This window comes from Kribbella italica (assembly GCF_014205135.1).
Classification (GTDB): domain Bacteria; phylum Actinomycetota; class Actinomycetes; order Propionibacteriales; family Kribbellaceae; genus Kribbella; species Kribbella italica.
Map to the genome: position 1 here is coordinate 8,283,318 of NZ_JACHMY010000001.1, position 17,637 is coordinate 8,300,954.

Consider the following 17,637-nt stretch of genomic DNA (forward strand, 5'->3'; position numbering starts at 1 on the left):
TCGCAATTTGCAAACAGTAATCCGGAGGTGTGGTGAGCGACGCGCACGAGCGCAACCTCGAGCTCCAGCAGCAGTGGTACGGCGAACCGCTGGGCGCCCGTTTCCGCCGGCTGCTCGACCGGCTCGCGCTGTCGCAGGCCCAGCTCGCCGGTGTGCTCGGCCTGTCCGCGCCGATGCTGTCACAGCTGATGTCCGGGCAGCGCGCCAAGATCAGCAATCCCGCGGTGCTGTCGCGGGTGCTGCAGCTGGAGGCGATGGTCGGAGAGCCGGGATGGGACGCGACTCCGGCGGCCGAGCGGGAGCGGCGGCTGGACGAGGTGCGCGCGGCGAAGCAGACGACGCTGACCATCGACCCCGGGCGCGAGGCCCCGCACGAGGCGGCCGATCCGGTGGCCGTCATCCAGTTGCTGCTGCGCGACCTGGCGTCGGCGGCCGAGCTGGAGGGCGCGGCGAAACTGCTCGACGAGCCGTACCCCGAGCTGGCCGAGGCGCTCCGCGTCCTGGGGGCCGGTCGCACGCAGGAGGCCCGGGCCTACTACGCGAGGCTCACCGGCCGAAGGTAGTTGCCGAGAGCAATCACAGGCCCGCGTCAGCCATCATAGGCCGGCGTCGACGGCGACCTCGGGCAGCTCCGGGACGGGCGCTGTAGCGGTCGTGAGCGTGACGCGGTCGTCGTCCTCGTCGAGGGTGGCGAGCAGGCGCGTTCCATCCGCCAGGATCACCGTCCACAGACCGGGCGGCTCGGCGTCGCCGTACAAGACCATCGCCTTGAAATGCGTGGCGAAGCGGGTCGCGAAGTCGAGGTGGCCGACGTGACGGGCGCGGTTGGTGTCGACGCCGACCGTGAGCGTGGTGGCGAAGTGGCCCTCGACGGGTTCGAAAGTGCAGAAGGCGGCGAACACGAGGTCCTGCGGTACGTCGCGCAGTTCCTCGTCGACGCGATCGGCCGGGGCGACGAAGAGGCCGGTCTCGGGGACCGCGAAGGTGTCCAGCAGGAACGACCGCAGCTCCGGCACCTCGACCGTGCGCGACGACAGCAGGTCGTAGCCTCCTCCGCTCATCGGATCGCGGTGAAGAGGTGCTTGTCGGCGACCTGACCGAGTACGGCGACCTCGGCGAAGCCGGCCTTGCGGAAGGCCTCGACGGTGTCGGTCAGGGTGATGTCGCGGCCCTTGTGGCGGTCCCTGAAGCGTTCCTCGCGCTCGGCGAGCAGGTCGGTGAAGGCAGGCTCGGCGGCGGCCGCCTTCCACCAGGTCGCCCAGTCCTCGACGCCGTTCGCGTGCGAGGTCGACCAGATCTCGTCGCGCAGCTCGACGGCGAGAGCGTCCAGCCGGGGGACCTCGGTCGGGCCGAGGCGCATGGTGTCGGCGTTGAGGAAGACGCCGCCGGGGCGGATTCGCTGAGCCAGCGTCTGGGCGAGCGTGCTCAGGTCGGCGGGGTCGAGCCAGTGGAGGGCCGTCGCGGAGCAGACGGCGTCGACAGGCCGATCACCCAGTACGCCGTCCCAGCCGGCGGCGCGCAGATCGGCTTCTTCGAACCGGACACGGTCGGAAGCGACCGCCTGCTTGGCGATCTCGAGCAGGAACGGGTCGAGATCGACGCCGGTGATGGCGGCGCCCGGGAAGCGAGTGGTCGCGCGGGCGGAGATGGAGCCGGGGCCGCAGGCGAGGTCGACGAAGCGTTCCGGCGTACCGGTGAGGCGCTCGACGATCTCGAGCATCAACGTGAACTGCTCTTCGCGGTCAGGCAGGTAGCCCGCCTGCTGGTCGTCCCACCGCTGAAGCCAACCGGTCCAGTCAATTCCTAGCTGCGACATGGTCGCAAGACTAGAACCACTGACTCGACTCGCCGCTGCCAGGGGCGTGCCAGCCCTGGGGGTTCACCTGCTCACCGCGAGGTTGTGCCGGAGGAGGAACAACGGCAAGCGGCGGTCCGCCGTACGCCGGTGGATGCTGCGTATACGGATTCGGAGGGGCGAAGGGGCCGGTGTGGGCCAGAGGACGGGCGGCGGCCAGGCGGTCGAGCTCGCGGCGGCGGCGTTCGGCCAGTACGGCGGACAGAAAGGCCGGCGAGCTGATCGGCACCGGCGGGCCGGGCGCGGTGAGGCCGCCGACCTTGAAGGCCAGGGCGTCGCCCAACGCGATCTGGGCCGCGGGCTCCAACTCCTTGTAGCGGGCCAGGTACTCCCGTGAGGTGTTGGCCAGGTCGTCGGACAGGCGCGAGAGCTCCAGCGACTGAGCCCACTGGACCAGGTGCCCGGGAACGAACAGCGGCGGCGACGCCATCGGCTGGTGGCGTTCGCGGATGACGACGGTGCCGGCGACCATGTCGCCGATGCGTTTGCCCTGCTTGTTCATCAGGCTCGCGACGATCCCTGGCCCGGCGGCGAACCACGGCGCGAAGTCGACGAAGATCCACAGCAGCGACCTCACCAGCGCGTGCCGGAAGCGGATCGAGCTGCCGTCGTCGCGCACCACCCGCAGTCCGAGCAGCATCTTGCCGACGGTCTTGCCGCGGGTCAGCGTCTCCATCACGACCCGGTAGCCGACCAGGACGAGCAGCAGTACGACGAACACCAGCGCCACGCCGAGCGCTTCGCTGGCCCCACCGAGCAAGAACCCGAACAGCGTCAGGAACAGCACCACCAGCGCGATCACCTGCAGCGTGAAGTCGATCGCGCACGCCAGCGCCCGGGTCGGCATCCGGGCGATCCGCACCTGGAGGACAACCGCTTCCCCCGTGACCAGCTCAGCCACCCTCGCCCCCTCCCACAACTCCCGAGACAGCTAGTGTCGCCCATCCCGGGTCATTCGACCCCGGAATGCGCGACACTCGACCAGGGCAGCCGACCGGAAAGGCGGGGGGATGGACGTCGAAGCGTACGTGTCGGTCCACCAGCCGCAGTGGGACCGCCTGGCCATGCTCACCCGCCGTCAGCGCCGCCTGACCGGTGCGGAGGCCGAGGAGCTGGTGCAGCTCTACCAGCGCGTCGGCACCCACCTGGCCGCACTGCGGGCCGCCGGTGCCGATCCGGTGACTGTCGGTCGCCTGTCCGGTCTCATCGCCGACGCGCGTGGTGCCGTGACCGGTGCCCAGGCTCCGGTCTGGCGCGACATCTCCCGGTACTTCCTGGTCAGCTTCCCCGCCGCCCTGTACGTGTCGCGACGCTGGTGGCTGACGATCGGCCTGCTGTTCTACCTGGTTGCCGCCTGGGTCGCGTGGCGGATCCTCGCCCAGCCGGAGGTCCTGGGCTCGGTCGCGCCGCCGGAGGCGATCCAGCAGCTGGTCGACAAGGACTTCGCGTCGTACTACTCCGAGAACCCGGCGCAGGACTTCGCGCTGCGGGTCTGGATCAACAACGCGACCATCTGCGCCGCCGTACTGGCGATCGGCGTCCTGATCGTGCCGGTCGCCTTCGTCCTGTGGAGCAACGCGACCAACCTCGGTGTCAGCGCGGGCGTGATGATCGGGCACGACAAGGGCGATGTCTTCTTCGGCCTGATCACGCCGCACGGCCTGCTCGAGCTGACCGCGGTGTTCGTCGCCTCGGCCGCCGGGCTGCGGCTCGGCTGGTCCTGGATCGCGCCCGGTCCGCGGACCCGTATGCAGGCAGTCGCGCAGACCGGTCGCGCGACCGTCGGGATGGCGATCGGCCTGGCCGTCATCCTGCTGATCACCGGCATGATCGAGGCCTTCGTCACGCCGTCACCGCTGCCGACCGCCGTACGGGTCGGGATCGGTGTCGTCGCCGAGGTCGCGTTCCTCGTGTACGTGTGGACGCTCGGGCGTCGCGCCGTGCGGGCCGGCGAGTACGGCGACGTCGAGGAAGCCGACCGCGAGGCGAGCGCGCCGGTCTCGGCCTGATCGTTTGCGACTGGGTACGGGGTCCTGAGGACGGGGACCGCCAGCCACGTCGTGAGGAGCAGGATGAGCACCGCCAGTCAGGCCCAGAACAGCAAGGTGTACGACTACGCGATCACTGTAGGACTGATCGCGTACGGCGTCGTGTACCTGCTGGTCGCGTGGATCGCGCTCCAGCTCGCCTGGGGCAAGTCGTCGGAGGAAGCGTCGCAGCAGGGCGCGTTGCAGGAGCTGGCCGACAAGCCGCTGGGCGGCGTTCTGCTGTGGATCGTCGCGCTCGGCATGCTCGCGCTGGTGATCTGGAAGGCTCTGGAGCTGGTGTACGGGAACCTGGAGACCGAGAAGAAGGTCTCGGCCGCCGGTCGCCTGGGGATGTATCTCGTCCTCGGCATCAGCGCCGGCAAGGTCGCCATGGGGTCCGGCAGTTCCGGCAAGAGCGGTCAGCAGTCGATGACCGCCAAACTGATGGAGAACGGCGCCGGCCGCGTGCTCGTCGTCCTGATCGGCCTGGTGATCGTCGGGGTCGGCGTTCGCCAGCTGTACAAGGCGTACACGAAGAAGTTCACCGAGGACCTGGCCGGTGGAGTCTCCCGGACCACGATCCGGCTCGGCCGGGTCGGCTACGCGGCGAAGGGGGTCGCGTTCTTCATCGTCGGCGCGCTGTTCGCCTGGGCCGCGATCGACTACGACCCGTCGAAGGCCGGTGGACTCGACACCGCGATGCGCACGATCAAGGACCAACCGTTCGGTGCCGTCCTGCTGACGATCATGGCCCTCGGCCTGGCCTGCTTCGGCGTCTACTGCTTCAGCTGGTCCCGCAACGCCAAGCACTAGATTTCAGCGCAGGACGCGGTACCTGAGGTGGGTGGCGTCCCGGCCCTGGGCTGTCTGGAGGGGCTCGAGCTGGATCTGCTCGGGGCCCAGGTGGTCGAACAGGCGGCGGCCCTGGCCGAACAGGACGGGGACCAGGTGGATCTGGATCTCGTCGAGTAGTCCGGCGGCGAGCAGGCGCTGGGTGAGGCCGGCGCCGTGGACCATGACGTTCTTGGCGCCGGCGGCCTTCTTGGCCTCGGCGACGGCGTACTCCAGGTCGTCGACGTAGTGGACGTTGGGCCAGCCGGCGAACTCGGCGGCCGGCGTGTGGCGGCTGAGGATGTAGATCTGGATGCCGTCGTGGTGGTCGCCGTTCCAGCCGCCGGCCGGCTCGAACGTGCCGCGACCGGCGACGACCGCTCCGGTTGCCATGAAGTCGTCGTACACGGCACGGTCGGCCTCGCCCATGCTGTCGGGGTCGTTCAGGACACCCCACTCGTGCAGCCGGGCACCGCCGTCACCGAGCCCGTTCTCGAAGGTCTCGTTCGGCCCGGCGATGAATCCGTCGAGGGACATGGACATGTAGAGCACGGTCGAGGACATGTAGGCCTTCTCTCGCTCGGTGGTAGCAGCAGTATCACAAGTGCCTACGGAACCGCGTAAATCATTGACATTACTTAACGGACTGGTGTTGCTTTCTCTCTAAACGGCGCTCTGGTGAGAGGTGCGTGGCGGGATGAGGAAGTGGTTCGCGGGGCTGGCGGCGGTGGCGCTGCTGGCAGTGGGGACGGCGCCGGCGCAGGCGGCGGAACCGGACAAGCCCAAGGTCGTGCGGGTCGGCGCGACGCAGGCGATGGACTCGATGAACCCGTTCCTCGGGGTGCGACTGGTGTCGACGTCGATCTTCCGCTGGACGTACGGGTTCCTGACCGTGCCCGACTCCAAGACCCTGCAGCCGAGTCCCGACCTGGCCGAGTCCTGGACGACGTCGCCGGACGGGCTGACCTGGACGTTCAAGATCCGCCAGGCCAAGTGGTCCGACGGGCAGCCGATCACCGCCGAGGACGCCGCCTGGACGTTCACCACGATGATGACCGACGACGGCGCCAAGACCGCGAACGGCCCGGCGGTGGAGAACTTCGCCAGCGTCACCGCGTCCGGCCAGGACCTGACGATCAAGCTCAAGTCGCCGCAGGCCTCGATGCTGGAGAACCCGGCCCCGATCATGCCCAAGCACGTCTGGGAGAAGGTCGGCGACATCGCCAAGTACGACGCGGAGACCTACCCCGCGGTGACCAGCGGCCCGTACGTCGCGGTCGAGCACAAGAAGGACCAGTACGTGAAGCTGAAGGCCAACCCCGAGTACTGGCGGGGTGCGCCGAAGATCGACGAGCTGCAGGTGATCTTCTACGACAACCCGGCGGCCGCGGTGGTCGGGCTGAAGAAGGGCGACATCGACCTGCTCGGCCGGCTCGCGCCGCCGGACTTCGAGGCGCTCAAGGGCGACGCCAACGTGGTGCAGTGGAACAACGAGGGCCGGCGGTCGTCGTACCTGCAGATCAACCACGGCGCGACCACGAGCGACAACAAGCCGATCGGTGACGGGCATCCCGCGCTGAAGGACCCGAAGGTGCGGCAGGCGCTGCACCACGCAATCGACAAGCAGAAGCTGGTCGACGAGGTGCAGAACGGCCTGGCCAAGCCGGCCGACGGGTCGATCGTTCCGCCGATGTACAAGGACTTCTTCTGGCAGGCCGAGGGCGACAAGAAGATCTCCTTCGACCTGGCCAAGGCCAACGGGATCCTCGATGCCGCAGGCTACAAGAAGGGGGCCGACGGCATCAGAACGATGCCGGACGGATCGCGCAAGCTGCAGTTCCGGTTCAGCATCCACACCGACACCCCGATCGAGGACAAGCTCGCGGAGTACCTGACCGGCTGGTTCAAGGAGCTCGGCATCGCGCTGACCACTAAGCGGCTGGACTCCAGCAAGTTCACCGAGGAGACCGGTACGACGGCGCTGTTCGACATCGCGATCAGCGGCTGGTCGGTCAACCCGGACCCGGAGGAGGTGCTGGCCACGCACCTGTGCAGCCGGCGGCCGACCGCGTCCGGTGAGGGCGGCGGCACCGAGTCGTTCTACTGCGACCCGCAGTTCGAGCAGCTCTACCAGCAGCAGCTGAAGGAGCTCGACCGGACCAAGCGGGCCGGGCTCATCAAGCAGATGGAGGAGCGGCTCTACACCGACGCTCCGGTGATCGCGCTCTACTACCCGAACGACCTCGAGGGCTACCGCAAGGACCGGATCGCCAGCATCACGCCGATCCCCGAGGAGAACGGCATCCTGTACGGCGGCTCCGGCTACTGGCCGTTCTACACGGTCGAGGCGGTCGTCGCCGACAGCGCGGAGGAGGGTGGCACGAACACCGGCCTGATCGTCGGCGCGGGTGCCGGCGCGATCGTGCTCGCGGGCCTGATCCTGCTGTTCCTGCGCCGCAACGGCAAAGCCGCGGACGACCGCGAATGACAGTCGCCCCGTCCGCCACCCAGGAACTGGAGGAGAGCCCGGTCCGCCACGGGATGCTGCGCTACGCCCTGAGCAAGGCGGGCGGGGCTCTGCTCAGCATCTCGATGGTGATCGTGGCGACCTTCTTCCTGTTCCGGTTGCTGCCCGGTGACCCGGTCCGCGCGCTCGCGCAGGGCCGGAACATGACGCCGGAGCAGCTCGACCTGGAGCGGCACCGGCTCGGGCTGGACAAGTCGTTGCCCGAGCAGTTCTTCCAGTTCGTCAAGCAGACGGTGCAGTTCGACCTCGGTACGTCGTACGAGTACAAGCGGCCGGTGCTCGATCTGATCGGCGAACGGATCGGGTCGACCCTGCTGCTGACCGGTACGGCGCTGGTGATGGCCGTCAGCCTCGGCATCTGGCAGGGCGCCCGCGCGGGCTGGAAACCGGGCAGCCGGTTCGACAAGTTCTCCACCGCGGTCTCGCTGGTGCTCTGGTCGGTGCCGACGTTCTGGCTCGGGCTCCTGCTGCTGATGGTGTTCGCGGCCGGCGTCGGGCCGATCCCGGGCATCTTCCCGACCCGCGGGATCGAGAGCGTGGACGCGCCGGACGGGTTCGCCTACATCCTCGACGTGGCCAAGCACATGGTGCTGCCGTGCCTCACGATGGTGGCCGTCGTCTACGCGCAGTACCTGCTGGTGATGCGGTCCTCGGTGCTCGACGAGGTCGGCCAGGACTACGTCACGACGGCGCGCGCCAAGGGGCTCACGGACGACGACGTACGCCGCAAGCACGCCGTACCGAACGCGCTGCTGCCTACGGTGACGCTCGTGTTCATGCGGATCGGCTTCGTCGTCGGCGGCGCGGTCACGGTCGAGGCGATCTTCAGCTGGCCGGGCCTGGGGCAACTGTTCTACGAGGCGATCCGGGTCCCGGACTTCACCTTGATGCAGGGCACGTTCCTGCTGATCACGGTGTCGGTGATCGTGATGAACACCCTGGCCGACGTCATCTACCACGTGCTCGACCCGAGGGTGAGGTCCGCATGAGTGTCACCTGGACCCGGCGGAAGCGTTCGCTGCAACGGTTCTGGGCCGACTTCCGGCACCACCGGGCCGGTGTCGCCGGCCTGACGATCCTGGTCGTCGCCGTCCTGCTCGCGGTGATCGCGCCACTGTTCATCGACTCCGGCGTGACGAACGTGGTCAGCGGGACCGGCGAGAAGATGGCGCCGCCGAGCTGGGACGCGCCGCTCGGCACCGACGAGTCCGGCCGGTCGGTGCTGCTGATGATCTGGTGGGGTTCGCGGACCTCGCTGCTGATCGGCTTCCTCGCGGCCCTGCTGAGCATGGTGATCGGGACCGTGCTGGGCATCGTCGCCGGGCACTTCCGCGGCTGGATCGGCGCGGTCGTGCTGCGGATCACCGACTGGTTCCTGGTGCTGCCGTCGCTGGTCACCGCGCTCGTGCTGGCCGCGATCCTGGGCGGCAGTACCGCGACCATCGTCGTCGCGATCGGTGTCACCTCGTGGCCGTCGACCGCGCGACTGATCCGGGCGCAGACCCTGGCGGTCGAGGCGCGGCCGTACATCGAGCGGTCGACCGCGCTCGGCGGCGGGCACTGGCATATCGCGACCCGGCACGTGCTGCCGAACGTCGCGCCGCTGCTGCTGGCCAGTACGACGCTGGAGGTCGCGAGCGCGATCGTCACCGAGTCCACGCTGGCCTTCCTCGGCATCAGCGCGAACAAGACGTCCTGGGGGACCATGCTGCGCGGCTCGTACGACTGGGGCGCGGCGACGTCGGGCGCGTGGTGGTACATCCTCGTGCCGGGGCTGTGCATCGTGGCCGTGGTGATGGCGTTCACGCTCTGCGGCCGCGCGCTGGAGACGGTGCTCAACCCGAGACTGCGAGGCGCACGATGAGCCTGCTCCAGCTGGACGACCTGTCAGTCACCTACAAGATCACCAGTGGTGAGGTGCCCGCAGTCCGTGGGGTCTCGTTGTCCCTCACTGCAGGCGAGGCTCTCGGTGTCGTCGGCGAGTCCGGCTCCGGAAAGTCCTCGCTGGCGATGGCGATCCTCCGCCTGCTTCCTCGCGATGCATTGGTCGGCGGCAAGATCCTGCTCGACGGCGACGACGTCCTGACGATGTCGTGGGGCAGGCTGCGCGCGGTCCGCTGGGCCGAGGCGTCGATCGTGTTCCAGGGCGCGCAGCACGGGCTCAACCCCGTACGCCGGATCGGCGAGCAGATCGCCGAGCCGCTGCTTGTGCACAAGCTGGCCGGACCCGAGAAGGCCCGTCGCCGGGTGGCCGAGCTGCTCGATCAGGTCGGGTTACCGGCCTGGCGTTCGCGGAGCTACCCGCACGAACTGAGTGGTGGCCAACGGCAACGAGTGATGATCGCGATGGCTCTGGCCTGCGAACCGCGGCTGATCATTGCCGACGAGCCGACAACCGCACTGGACGTGATGGTTCAGGCGCAGGTGCTGACGCTGATCCGCGAACTGGTCGCGGCCGAGGACATCGCGCTGCTGATGATCTCGCACGACCTGTCCGTCCTGGCCGATCTCTGCGACCGGCTGGCGGTGATGTACGCCGGGCGCGTGGTCGAGACCGGTCCGTCGAGCGGTGCGTTCGCGCATCCGTACAGCCGCGCGTTGTCGGCGGCGTTCCCGACGATCGGCGACCCGGTGTCGCGGCTGGCGCCGAAGGGGCTCGGCGGGGATCCGCCGGATCCCGCGTCGCTGCCGTCGGGCTGCGTCTTCCATCCGCGGTGCTCGGTGGCGCTGGACACCTGCTCGACGGTCGAGATCGAGCTGCGGCCGGCGGGCGACCGTCGTACGGCGGCCTGCGTGCTGGTGGGGGAGAGCTGATGCTGGAGGCCAGGAACCTGTCCGTCGAGTTCGCGGCGCGCGGGCGGCGGGCGCGGGCGGTCGACGGGGTCAACCTCGCGGTCGGGGCGGGGGAGATCGTCGCGCTGGTCGGCGAGTCCGGGTGCGGGAAGACGACGCTGGCGCGGACGCTGCTCGGGCTCGAAAGACCGGCCGGCGGCCAGGTCCTGTACAACAACGAGCCCTTGAGCTACAAACCTCGCAACCTCAAGTCCTATCGCCGTCAGGTCCAGCTCGTTCTCCAAGATCCCACCGGTTCCCTCAACCCGCGGCAGACGGTCTACGAAGCCGTTGCCGAGGGCCCTAGAATCCACAAGCTGCCGGACGAGGAGACGGTGGTCGCGGATGCTCTGGCGCGCGCCGGGCTCCGGCCGCCCGAACGCTTCTTCCTCCGGTATCCCCACGAGCTCTCCGGCGGGCAGCGCCAGCGCGTGGTCATCGCCGGCGCTCTGGCGCTCAACCCACAGGTCCTCGTCGCCGACGAGCCGGTCGCTTCCCTCGACGCCTCCGTCCGCGGCGAGATCCTCGCACTGCTCCTGAAGCTCCGTGACGACCTGGGGCTGTCGGCCCTTGTCGTCACCCACGACCTGGGTCTGGCCTGGAACATCGCCGATCGCGTCGCGGTGATGTACCTCGGCCGCATCGTCGAGTCCGGGCCGACCGAGCAGGTGCTTCAGAACCCGCAGCATCCGTACACGAAGGCGCTGCTCTCGGTCCTGCCCGAGTCGCCCGAGAAGATCGTGCTCACCGGTGAGCCGCCGGACCCGACCCGCATCCCGTCCGGCTGCCGCTTCCACCCACGCTGCCAGGTCGTCGTCGCGGAGTGCCGCACGGTGCCGCTGGAGATCCTCCCCGCCGCTGTGTCGCAGCAGGCGGCGTGCCATCTCCTTAAGCTGGACGGGTGAGAGTCCACTCGGTCAACCACGACACCCAGCACCACTTCAGCAAGCCGCCGGTGCCCGAGATCACGCTGATCGAGGGCATCGGCGTCGAAGGCGACGCCCACGCCGGCGCCACCGTCCAGCACCTCCACCTGATCAAGGTCGACGCCTCCGCGCCCAACCTGCGGCAGGTCCACCTGATCCAGTCCGAGCTGTTCGCGACCCTGGCCGCCGCCGGCTACGAGGTGGGCTCCGGCGATCTCGGGGAGAACGTCACGACGTACGGCGTCGATCTCCTCAACCTGCCGACCGGCACCCAGCTGCACCTGGGCGACACGGCCGTCGTCACCCTGACGGGCCTGCGTAACCCGTGCAGCCAGATCAACAAGTTCCGCAAGGGCCTGCTGAAGACGATGCTCCACAAGGACGCCGCCGGCGAGGTCGTCCGCCTCACCGGCGTGATGTCGGTCGTCAACACCGGAGGCATCGTCCGCCCTGGCGACCAGCTCGAGGTCGTCTACCCCACCGAGCCCCACCAGCCCCTCGACCTGGTCTGAGAGCCGGCGGAGGTCAGAGCCGCCCGGCCTTCTTCAGGGACAGGTAGGTGTCGGCGAGGGCTGGGGCGATCTGGTCGGGGTTTTCGTCGACGACGGTGACGCCGGCTCGGGTGAGGACGGCGGTGACGCGTTCCCGGTCGAGGCGGGAGCGGGCGGCGGAGGCGGCGCCGTAGAGCTCGATGAGGTCGGCGCGGGCGGACTCGAGCTCGTCGAGGCGCGGGTCGGCGACGGACGCCAGGACGACGACGTGGCGGCGGAGGAGAGGGCCGATGACGGGGAGGAGGGACTCCTCGATGACGGCGGGTTCGAGGCCGGTGAGGAGGACGACGAGCGAGCGCTGGCCGAGGCGTTCGAGGGTCTGGGAGACGACGACGCGGAAGTCGGTCTGGACGAGTTCGGCGTCGACGTTGGCCAGCGCGTTGACGAACGACGGGAGGACGTCCTCGGGCGCAGGACGCCGTACGTCGGCGCGCACGGCCGAGTCGCAGGCCAGCAACGACACCCGGTCACCCGCACGTGTCGCCAGGGCCGCGAGCAGCAGCGCCGCGTCCATCGCGTGGTCCAGCCGCGGGGCGTCGCCGACGCGGCCCGCTGACATCCGGCCGGAGTCGATGACGATGGCGACCTGCCGGTCCCGCTCCGGCCGCCAGGTCCGCAGTACGACGCTGCTGCGCCGCGCAGTGGCCCGCCAGTCGATGCTGCGGACGTCATCACCCGGTACGTAGTCCCGCAGCGAGTCGAACTCCGTCCCCTGCCCACGGACGAGCAGAGCGGTCCGCCCGTCCAGCTCACGCAGCCGGGCCAGTCGCGACGGCAGGTGCTTGCGGCTGTTGAACGGCGGCAGCGCCCGCACAGTCCACGGCGCCTCGTGCGACCCCTGCCGCCCGGCAAACCCCAGCGGCCCGATCGACCGGATCGTCACCCGGTACGCCTTCCGGTCCCCGCGCCGAGTCGGCACCAGATGCGTCACCAGCCGCCGTCGCTCACCACCCGGCAGGTCCAGCTTGTGCGGCGGATCCTGTACGCCGGCCGAGGGCGGCCACGCGTCCCGTAGCAACCCCCTGACCCGGCGACCCGGGTTGGCTACCAGCAGCGTCACCACAGCCGCCTGCCCGAGCCGTACCGCAGTGTCCCCGTCCCGGCTGAGCTGCAGCCGCCGCGGCGACCCAGCCAGCAGCAGGTCGAGCAGGCACACCACCAGCACGACCGCGACCACCACACCGACGCCAGACCAGCTCGGCATCAGCAGTGCGACGAAGAGAACTCCCAAGCCGGCCAGCAGACCGGCCCGGCCAGTGACAACCATCAGCGTGGTACCGGAACCGTGGCGAGCACGCTCTCCAGTACGGCGTCCGCGGTGACGCCCTCGAGCTCGGCCTCCGGCCGGATCTGCACCCGGTGCCGCAGGCAAGGACGGGCCATCGCCTTCACGTCGTCAGGGATCACGTAGTCGCGCCCCGACAACCACGCCCACGCCCGCGCGACCGCCAGCAGCGCAGTGGCTCCACGCGGCGACACCCCGAGCTGCAGCGACGGCGACTGCCTGGTCGCCCGGCACAGGTCCACGACGTACGCCAGCAGGTCCTCCCGTACGGCGACCCGCCGTACCGCGGCCTGCCCGGCCAGCAGGTCCTCCGGCCCGGCCACCGGCCGGATCCCAGCAGCAACCAGGTCGCGCGGGTCGAACCCCTGCGCATGCCGAGCCAGTACGGCGATCTCGGCGTCGCGCGGCGGGATGTCCAGCGTCACCTTGAGCAGGAACCGGTCCAGCTGAGCCTCGGGCAGCGGGTACGTGCCCTCGTACTCGATCGGGTTCTGGGTGGCGGCCACCACGAACGGCGACGGCAGCTTGCGCGGTTCGCCGTCGACGGTGACCTGCCGCTCCTCCATCGCCTCCAGCAGCGCGGCCTGGGTCTTCGGCGGCGTCCGGTTGATCTCGTCGGCCAGCAGGATGTTGGTGAACACCGGCCCGGGCCGGAACTCGAACTCGCTGGTCTTCGCGTCGTACACCAGTGACCCGGTGACGTCACCGGGCATCAGGTCCGGCGTGAACTGTACCCGCTTGGTGTCCAGCCGCATCGCCATCGACAACGCCCGCACCATCAGCGTCTTCGCCGTACCGGGTACGCCCTCGAGCAGCACGTGGCCACGGCAGAGCAGCGCGAGCACCAGGGCGGTCACCGCGGTGTCCTGGCCGACGACGGCCTTGCCGATCTCCGCGCGCAGCTCGACCAGTGCCTGCCTCGCGCGCTCCGGGCTCACCTCAGCGGTCGTGGACGTCACGGGCTACCTCCTGGGTCAGTACTTGCAGTGCGTCGGACAGGGAGAGCAGTGCGGCGTCGTCCACCGGAGGCCCGCCGTAGAGGATGTCGTACAGCATGGCCGGGTCCATACCGGTCCGTGCGGCCAGTGCACTGACCACAGCGGTCGGCTCGGCCCGGCGCGGGATGCTGTGGACCTTGTAGATCTTGCCGAGTGCCGACTCGCGCAGGGCGGCGGCTGCTCGGTCCCGGGCTCGTGAACGCCGGTAGAGCCGCGCCCTGCCCTCAGTGGTCTCAGCAGCATGTACGACGACCGGCAGCGGCTCCGGTACGACGGGACCGAGCCGCCGGCCACGCCAGAGCGCGACGACGAACACGGCGAACGCCAGCGCCCAGGCGATGTACCGGACGTCCGGCGGGATCAGTGGCGGGCCGTCGTCGCCGGCGTCGTCGAAGTTCGAGGACTCGTACTGCGGCAGGTACCAGACCAGCTCCGGGTGCGTGCCGAGCAGGTTGAGCGCCAGTGCCGCGTTGCCGTCCTCGGCCAGCTCGGCGTTGGTGAACGTCTGCTGCGTGCCGATCACGTCGACGGTCCGGCCGTCCCGCTCCAGCCGGACCACAGTCGAGTTGACCCCGTCGCCGTAGCAGGTCTCGGCCTCCGGCGGTGCCGTGTACGTCGTCCCTCTGACCGTCACTGTGCCGGCCCGGACAGCAGCGGGCAGGTCGCAGTCGGGGGAGCGACTGCCGGCGGGCAGGGTGGAGCTGGCGTTCTCGATGCCTGGGGCAAGCACTTCCAGCGCCTCACGGTCCGGCCGGACGAGGATGAGGTGATCCCAGCCCGACGACGCGATCCGGCGCCAGTCGCTGCTGCTGAGGTTTCCGGACGGCCCGATCAGCAGGGCCCGGTCGGCCCCACTGCCCACGGCGTCGTCCAGGTCCTCCGTGCCGGTCACCTGGACGCCGTGGCCTTCCAGCAACGTCGCCAGCGCCTTGGCGCCACTGCCCTCGGCCGAGTCAGGGCTGAAGGGACCTGAGGTCCGCGCGGTCGTCGCGACCATCAGGATGACCACACCGAGCACGATCGCGCCGGTGACCAGCAAGGGGATGCGCAGTGCCCGCCAGCTCTCGCCGACGCTCCGCCCGACCGCTGTGCTCATCCCTGCACCAGCGCCCTGGTCGACACGTGGCGTGCCGCCTCGTCCGCGGCAGTCACTGCGGCGTAGCGCTCCGGCGTACCGGGGCGGTTGCCGTAGACAACTTCGGTGAAGACGTCAGCAGCTGGGCGCAGTGGGTCGCGCAGTGCAGGGACCGCTCGGCCTGCATCGGTGACTGCCTCGTACGCCGTCCGGCCGGCGCGCTCGTCCAGCACCGTGCGCTCTGTCAGCTCAGCCACACAGGCGCGGAACCTACTGCGCACAGCAGCCGTGTAGTCGCCGGCAGCGGCCTCCTGCTCGGCCTGCGACCGGTACTGCGCTGCACTGCGCGGGCGCTCGGTGTCGAACACAGCCTGGCTGGCCTTGCCGCCAGAGGTCCGCAGCACACCAGCTCGCCACAGCACGACGACAACGACCAGGGCGATCAGACCGAACAGCAGGATCAACCCGGTCCGGCCGTTGGTGCTCGGACTCACCAGACCGTCCAGCAGGTCGGCGATCCACTCGAACACCTTCTGGACCGCCCTGCTCACCAGGGAGTCGCCGGCCTGGCCGTAGACCGGCTTGGACAGCTCGCGGGCAGCTTCGGCGGCGGCGTCCTCCCGGCTGATGTCCACGGGCGGTTCGAAAGGAATCAACGTTGCCACTCCGTCGGTCCGGGCACGGTCGGTCGCAGGGAGGGCCGCATCCACAGGTCGAGGCCCTCACGGCGTACGCGCAGGTCCAGGTAGATCAAGGCCTGGACGGCGGACATGAAGGCCAGGCTGGCGATCAGCGTGGCCACGGTGGCGACACCGGCCGCGGCCGCGACCGCGATGCCGACGATCAGCGCGGCGTCACCGCCGCTGCTGTCGACCCAGCTGCCCAGTGTCAGCACCAGCGTGGTCACGCCGAACTGCAGGGCGTAGCTGACGATGTTGACCACCACACCGCCGAACAGCAGCACGCCGAAGACCCGCCAGAACCTGCCCTTGACGAGGTACCAGGAGCGCTTCAGCGAGCCGAACACACCCACCCGGGCCGGGACGTAGAGGCCGATGTCCGGTGCGTGCTTGCCTTCCATCAGCACGACCGTCCCGGCCAGCACCAGGCGGATGCCGAAGATGATCACCAGCACGGCACCGACCAGGATCAGCAGCACCGAGACCAGTCCGGCCGCGTCCGACGAGATCGCGGCGTCCGCGCCGAGACCGATGCCGAAGACACTCAGTCCCCAGCCGGCCAGCAGTACGACGAACGACAGCGACTGCAGCAGCCCGACCGCGGCCAGTGCGGGCAGAGCCGGACGGACCAGCCGCAGCAGCTCGCGCGGACCCAGCCGGCGGCCCAGCTGACTGCGCACCGCGGCCAGTGCGATGATCCCGGCCAGCATGCTCGACACCACCGCGAACAGGACCAGCTGGACGCCGTACATGAGAAGCAGCGCGGCACCGGCCTGCTCCAGCGGGTCGTCCTCGCCGAACAGCGCGCCGATCCCACCGGGCACCGTCAGCTGGGTCAGACCGGCCTGGACGGCGGCCAGCGCGATCCCCGCCAGCACCGGCAGGCCCAGCATGATCGCCTTGTTCTCCGAGATGGTCCGGGCCGCGTTGTCGAGCAGGTCGGCCGGCAGCCAGGGCCGCAGCGGCTCGCCGCCGTCCTCCCGTACGCCGAGGTCGTCGCGCACGCCGTGCCTCCCCTCGCGTCCCCGCCCCGGGTTGTCCCCCGGGCACGACTTGCACCATGATCACCCCCCGGGCGGTCCACGGACCCGCATTGACGGCGGCTCGCACGGCGATCCGGCGTGTGCACTACCTGGGGAATGGGACACTATCCGTAGTGCGGCCCCCGGGCGCACCACCTGATTCGACGAACCGGACCGGCAGACGGCCAGCGGCAAGCAGGCAGACGGCAAGCAGGGAGCAGGGCGTGGCAGAAGGCAACCGGACGATGCGAGGACGAGTTCTCATCGTCGACGACGACACGGCGTTGTCGGAGATGCTCAGCATCGTGCTGCGCAACGAGGGCTACGACACCTATCTGTGTGCGACCGGTGACAAAGCGGTACCGGCGTTCCGTGAGTTCAAGCCCGACCTGCTGCTGCTCGACCTGATGCTGCCGGGAATGGACGGGATCGACGTCTGCCGCGCGATCCGGGCCGAGTCCGGCGTACCGATCGTGATGCTGACCGCGAAGAGCGACACCGTCGACGTGGTGCTGGGCCTGGAGTCCGGCGCCGACGACTACGTGGTGAAGCCGTTCAAGCCCAAGGAGCTGGTGGCCCGGATCCGGGCCCGGCTGCGCCGGATGGACGAGCCCGGCCCGGAGTCGCTGACCATCGGCGACCTGACCATCGACGTGGCCGGCCACTCGGTCAAGCGCAGCGGCGAGACGATCCAGCTGACCCCGCTGGAGTTCGACCTGCTGGTCTGCCTGGCCTCCAAGCCGTGGCAGGTGTTCACCCGTGAGGTCCTGCTGGAGCAGGTCTGGGGCTACCGGCACGCCGCCGACACCCGGCTGGTCAACGTGCACGTCCAGCGGCTGCGTTCCAAGATCGAGAAGGACCCCGAGCACCCGGAGATCGTGGTGACGGTCCGCGGCGTCGGTTACAAGGCGGGTGCGGACTGATCGAGTACGGCCGCGACGACGCGTCGCCGGCGGAGAAGGCGGAGGCCGCACCGGAGCCCCGCGGGACGGAGATCGAGCTCACGGCCGCTGGGCTGGACTGGCACG

19 protein-coding genes are annotated in these 17,637 nt (G+C 69.7%); 10 read left to right on the plus strand and 9 right to left on the minus strand.

Annotation, left to right across the window (positions count from 1 at the left end; genetic code table 11):
• The first annotated feature begins 32 nt into the window (after positions 1–32).
• Complete coding sequence (locus tag HDA39_RS38915) at positions 33–563, plus strand: helix-turn-helix transcriptional regulator (RefSeq protein WP_184803973.1); 531 nt, start codon at positions 33–35, stop codon at positions 561–563.
• Positions 564–596: 33 nt separating this feature from the next.
• Here HDA39_RS38915 and HDA39_RS38920 read toward each other — a convergent pair whose 3' ends face one another.
• From HDA39_RS38920 to HDA39_RS38930, 3 genes are read right to left on the minus strand one after another with little or no spacing between them, the layout of a single operon-like run.
• On the minus strand, positions 597–1,061 hold the full coding sequence (locus HDA39_RS38920) for a hypothetical protein (RefSeq protein WP_184803976.1): 465 nt from the start codon (positions 1,059–1,061) through the stop codon (positions 597–599).
• Positions 1,058–1,816 carry a class I SAM-dependent methyltransferase gene (locus HDA39_RS38925; protein ID WP_184803979.1) on the minus strand — a complete coding sequence of 253 codons (759 nt, stop codon included), beginning with the start codon at positions 1,814–1,816 and terminating at the stop codon, positions 1,058–1,060. The genes HDA39_RS38920 and HDA39_RS38925 overlap by 4 nt, the downstream gene beginning before the upstream one ends.
• A gap of 10 nt (positions 1,817–1,826) precedes the next feature.
• On the minus strand, positions 1,827–2,756 hold the full coding sequence (locus tag HDA39_RS38930; RefSeq protein ID WP_337926075.1) for an RDD family protein: 930 nt from the start codon (positions 2,754–2,756) through the stop codon (positions 1,827–1,829).
• 109 nt (positions 2,757–2,865) lie between these two features.
• Here HDA39_RS38930 and HDA39_RS38935 point away from each other — a divergent pair, with 109 nt between their 5' ends.
• Both HDA39_RS38935 and HDA39_RS38940 read left to right on the plus strand, forming a co-directional pair.
• A complete protein-coding gene (locus HDA39_RS38935; protein ID WP_184803982.1) occupies positions 2,866–3,864 on the plus strand; it encodes a stage II sporulation protein M in 999 nt (332 codons plus the stop codon).
• A gap of 63 nt (positions 3,865–3,927) precedes the next feature.
• Positions 3,928–4,695 carry a DUF1206 domain-containing protein gene (locus HDA39_RS38940; protein ID WP_184803984.1) on the plus strand — a complete coding sequence of 256 codons (768 nt, stop codon included), beginning with the start codon at positions 3,928–3,930 and terminating at the stop codon, positions 4,693–4,695.
• Between the two features lie 3 nt (positions 4,696–4,698).
• Here the strand turns inward: HDA39_RS38940 and HDA39_RS38945 are convergent, their stop codons facing one another.
• Entirely contained in the window at positions 4,699–5,277 is a 579-nt protein-coding gene (locus HDA39_RS38945; protein ID WP_184803987.1) for a dihydrofolate reductase family protein, read from the minus strand.
• Positions 5,278–5,410: 133 nt separating this feature from the next.
• On the opposite strand from HDA39_RS38945, the gene HDA39_RS38950 reads away from it, so the two are divergent.
• The 6 genes from HDA39_RS38950 to HDA39_RS38975 are packed head-to-tail and all read left to right on the plus strand — an operon-like array spanning position 5,411 to position 11,510.
• On the plus strand, positions 5,411–7,201 hold the full coding sequence (locus HDA39_RS38950) for an ABC transporter substrate-binding protein (RefSeq protein WP_184803990.1): 1,791 nt from the start codon (positions 5,411–5,413) through the stop codon (positions 7,199–7,201).
• Positions 7,198–8,229, plus strand: a complete 1,032-nt coding sequence (locus tag HDA39_RS38955) for an ABC transporter permease (protein ID WP_184803993.1) — start codon at positions 7,198–7,200, stop codon at positions 8,227–8,229. Before HDA39_RS38950 ends, HDA39_RS38955 begins: the two co-directional genes overlap by 4 nt.
• Positions 8,226–9,104 (plus strand): ABC transporter permease, encoded by an 879-nt coding sequence (locus HDA39_RS38960; protein WP_184803996.1) that lies wholly within the window; start codon positions 8,226–8,228, stop codon positions 9,102–9,104. The genes HDA39_RS38955 and HDA39_RS38960 overlap by 4 nt, the downstream gene beginning before the upstream one ends.
• On the plus strand, positions 9,101–10,054 hold the full coding sequence (locus tag HDA39_RS38965) for an ABC transporter ATP-binding protein (protein ID WP_184803998.1): 954 nt from the start codon (positions 9,101–9,103) through the stop codon (positions 10,052–10,054). The genes HDA39_RS38960 and HDA39_RS38965 overlap by 4 nt, the downstream gene beginning before the upstream one ends.
• Positions 10,054–10,977 (plus strand): ABC transporter ATP-binding protein, encoded by a 924-nt coding sequence (locus tag HDA39_RS38970; RefSeq protein ID WP_184804001.1) that lies wholly within the window; start codon positions 10,054–10,056, stop codon positions 10,975–10,977. The genes HDA39_RS38965 and HDA39_RS38970 overlap by 1 nt, the downstream gene beginning before the upstream one ends.
• Positions 10,974–11,510, plus strand: a complete 537-nt coding sequence (locus HDA39_RS38975) for an MOSC domain-containing protein (protein WP_184804004.1) — start codon at positions 10,974–10,976, stop codon at positions 11,508–11,510. Before HDA39_RS38970 ends, HDA39_RS38975 begins: the two co-directional genes overlap by 4 nt.
• A gap of 13 nt (positions 11,511–11,523) precedes the next feature.
• Here the strand turns inward: HDA39_RS38975 and HDA39_RS38980 are convergent, their stop codons facing one another.
• Genes HDA39_RS38980 through HDA39_RS39000 form a run of 5 tightly spaced genes read right to left on the minus strand, consistent with a single transcriptional unit; the run spans position 11,524 to position 16,591 of the window.
• Positions 11,524–12,816, minus strand: a complete 1,293-nt coding sequence (locus HDA39_RS38980) for a DUF58 domain-containing protein (RefSeq protein WP_184804008.1) — start codon at positions 12,814–12,816, stop codon at positions 11,524–11,526.
• Positions 12,816–13,793, minus strand: a complete 978-nt coding sequence (locus tag HDA39_RS38985; RefSeq protein WP_184804012.1) for an AAA family ATPase — start codon at positions 13,791–13,793, stop codon at positions 12,816–12,818. Before HDA39_RS38985 ends, HDA39_RS38980 begins: the two co-directional genes overlap by 1 nt.
• Positions 13,774–14,928, minus strand: a complete 1,155-nt coding sequence (locus HDA39_RS38990; RefSeq protein ID WP_184804015.1) for a DUF4350 domain-containing protein — start codon at positions 14,926–14,928, stop codon at positions 13,774–13,776. Before HDA39_RS38990 ends, HDA39_RS38985 begins: the two co-directional genes overlap by 20 nt.
• Positions 14,925–15,542 carry a DUF4129 domain-containing protein gene (locus HDA39_RS38995; RefSeq protein WP_337926076.1) on the minus strand — a complete coding sequence of 206 codons (618 nt, stop codon included), beginning with the start codon at positions 15,540–15,542 and terminating at the stop codon, positions 14,925–14,927. The genes HDA39_RS38990 and HDA39_RS38995 overlap by 4 nt, the downstream gene beginning before the upstream one ends.
• Positions 15,543–15,559: 17 nt before the next feature.
• On the minus strand, positions 15,560–16,591 hold the full coding sequence (locus HDA39_RS39000; protein ID WP_184804021.1) for a hypothetical protein: 1,032 nt from the start codon (positions 16,589–16,591) through the stop codon (positions 15,560–15,562).
• Positions 16,592–16,854: 263 nt separating this feature from the next.
• Between HDA39_RS39000 and mtrA the strand changes: the two genes are divergently transcribed.
• A complete protein-coding gene (mtrA, locus tag HDA39_RS39005; protein ID WP_077013824.1) occupies positions 16,855–17,532 on the plus strand; it encodes an MtrAB system response regulator MtrA in 678 nt (225 codons plus the stop codon).
• The last annotated feature ends 105 nt before the right edge of the window (positions 17,533–17,637 follow it).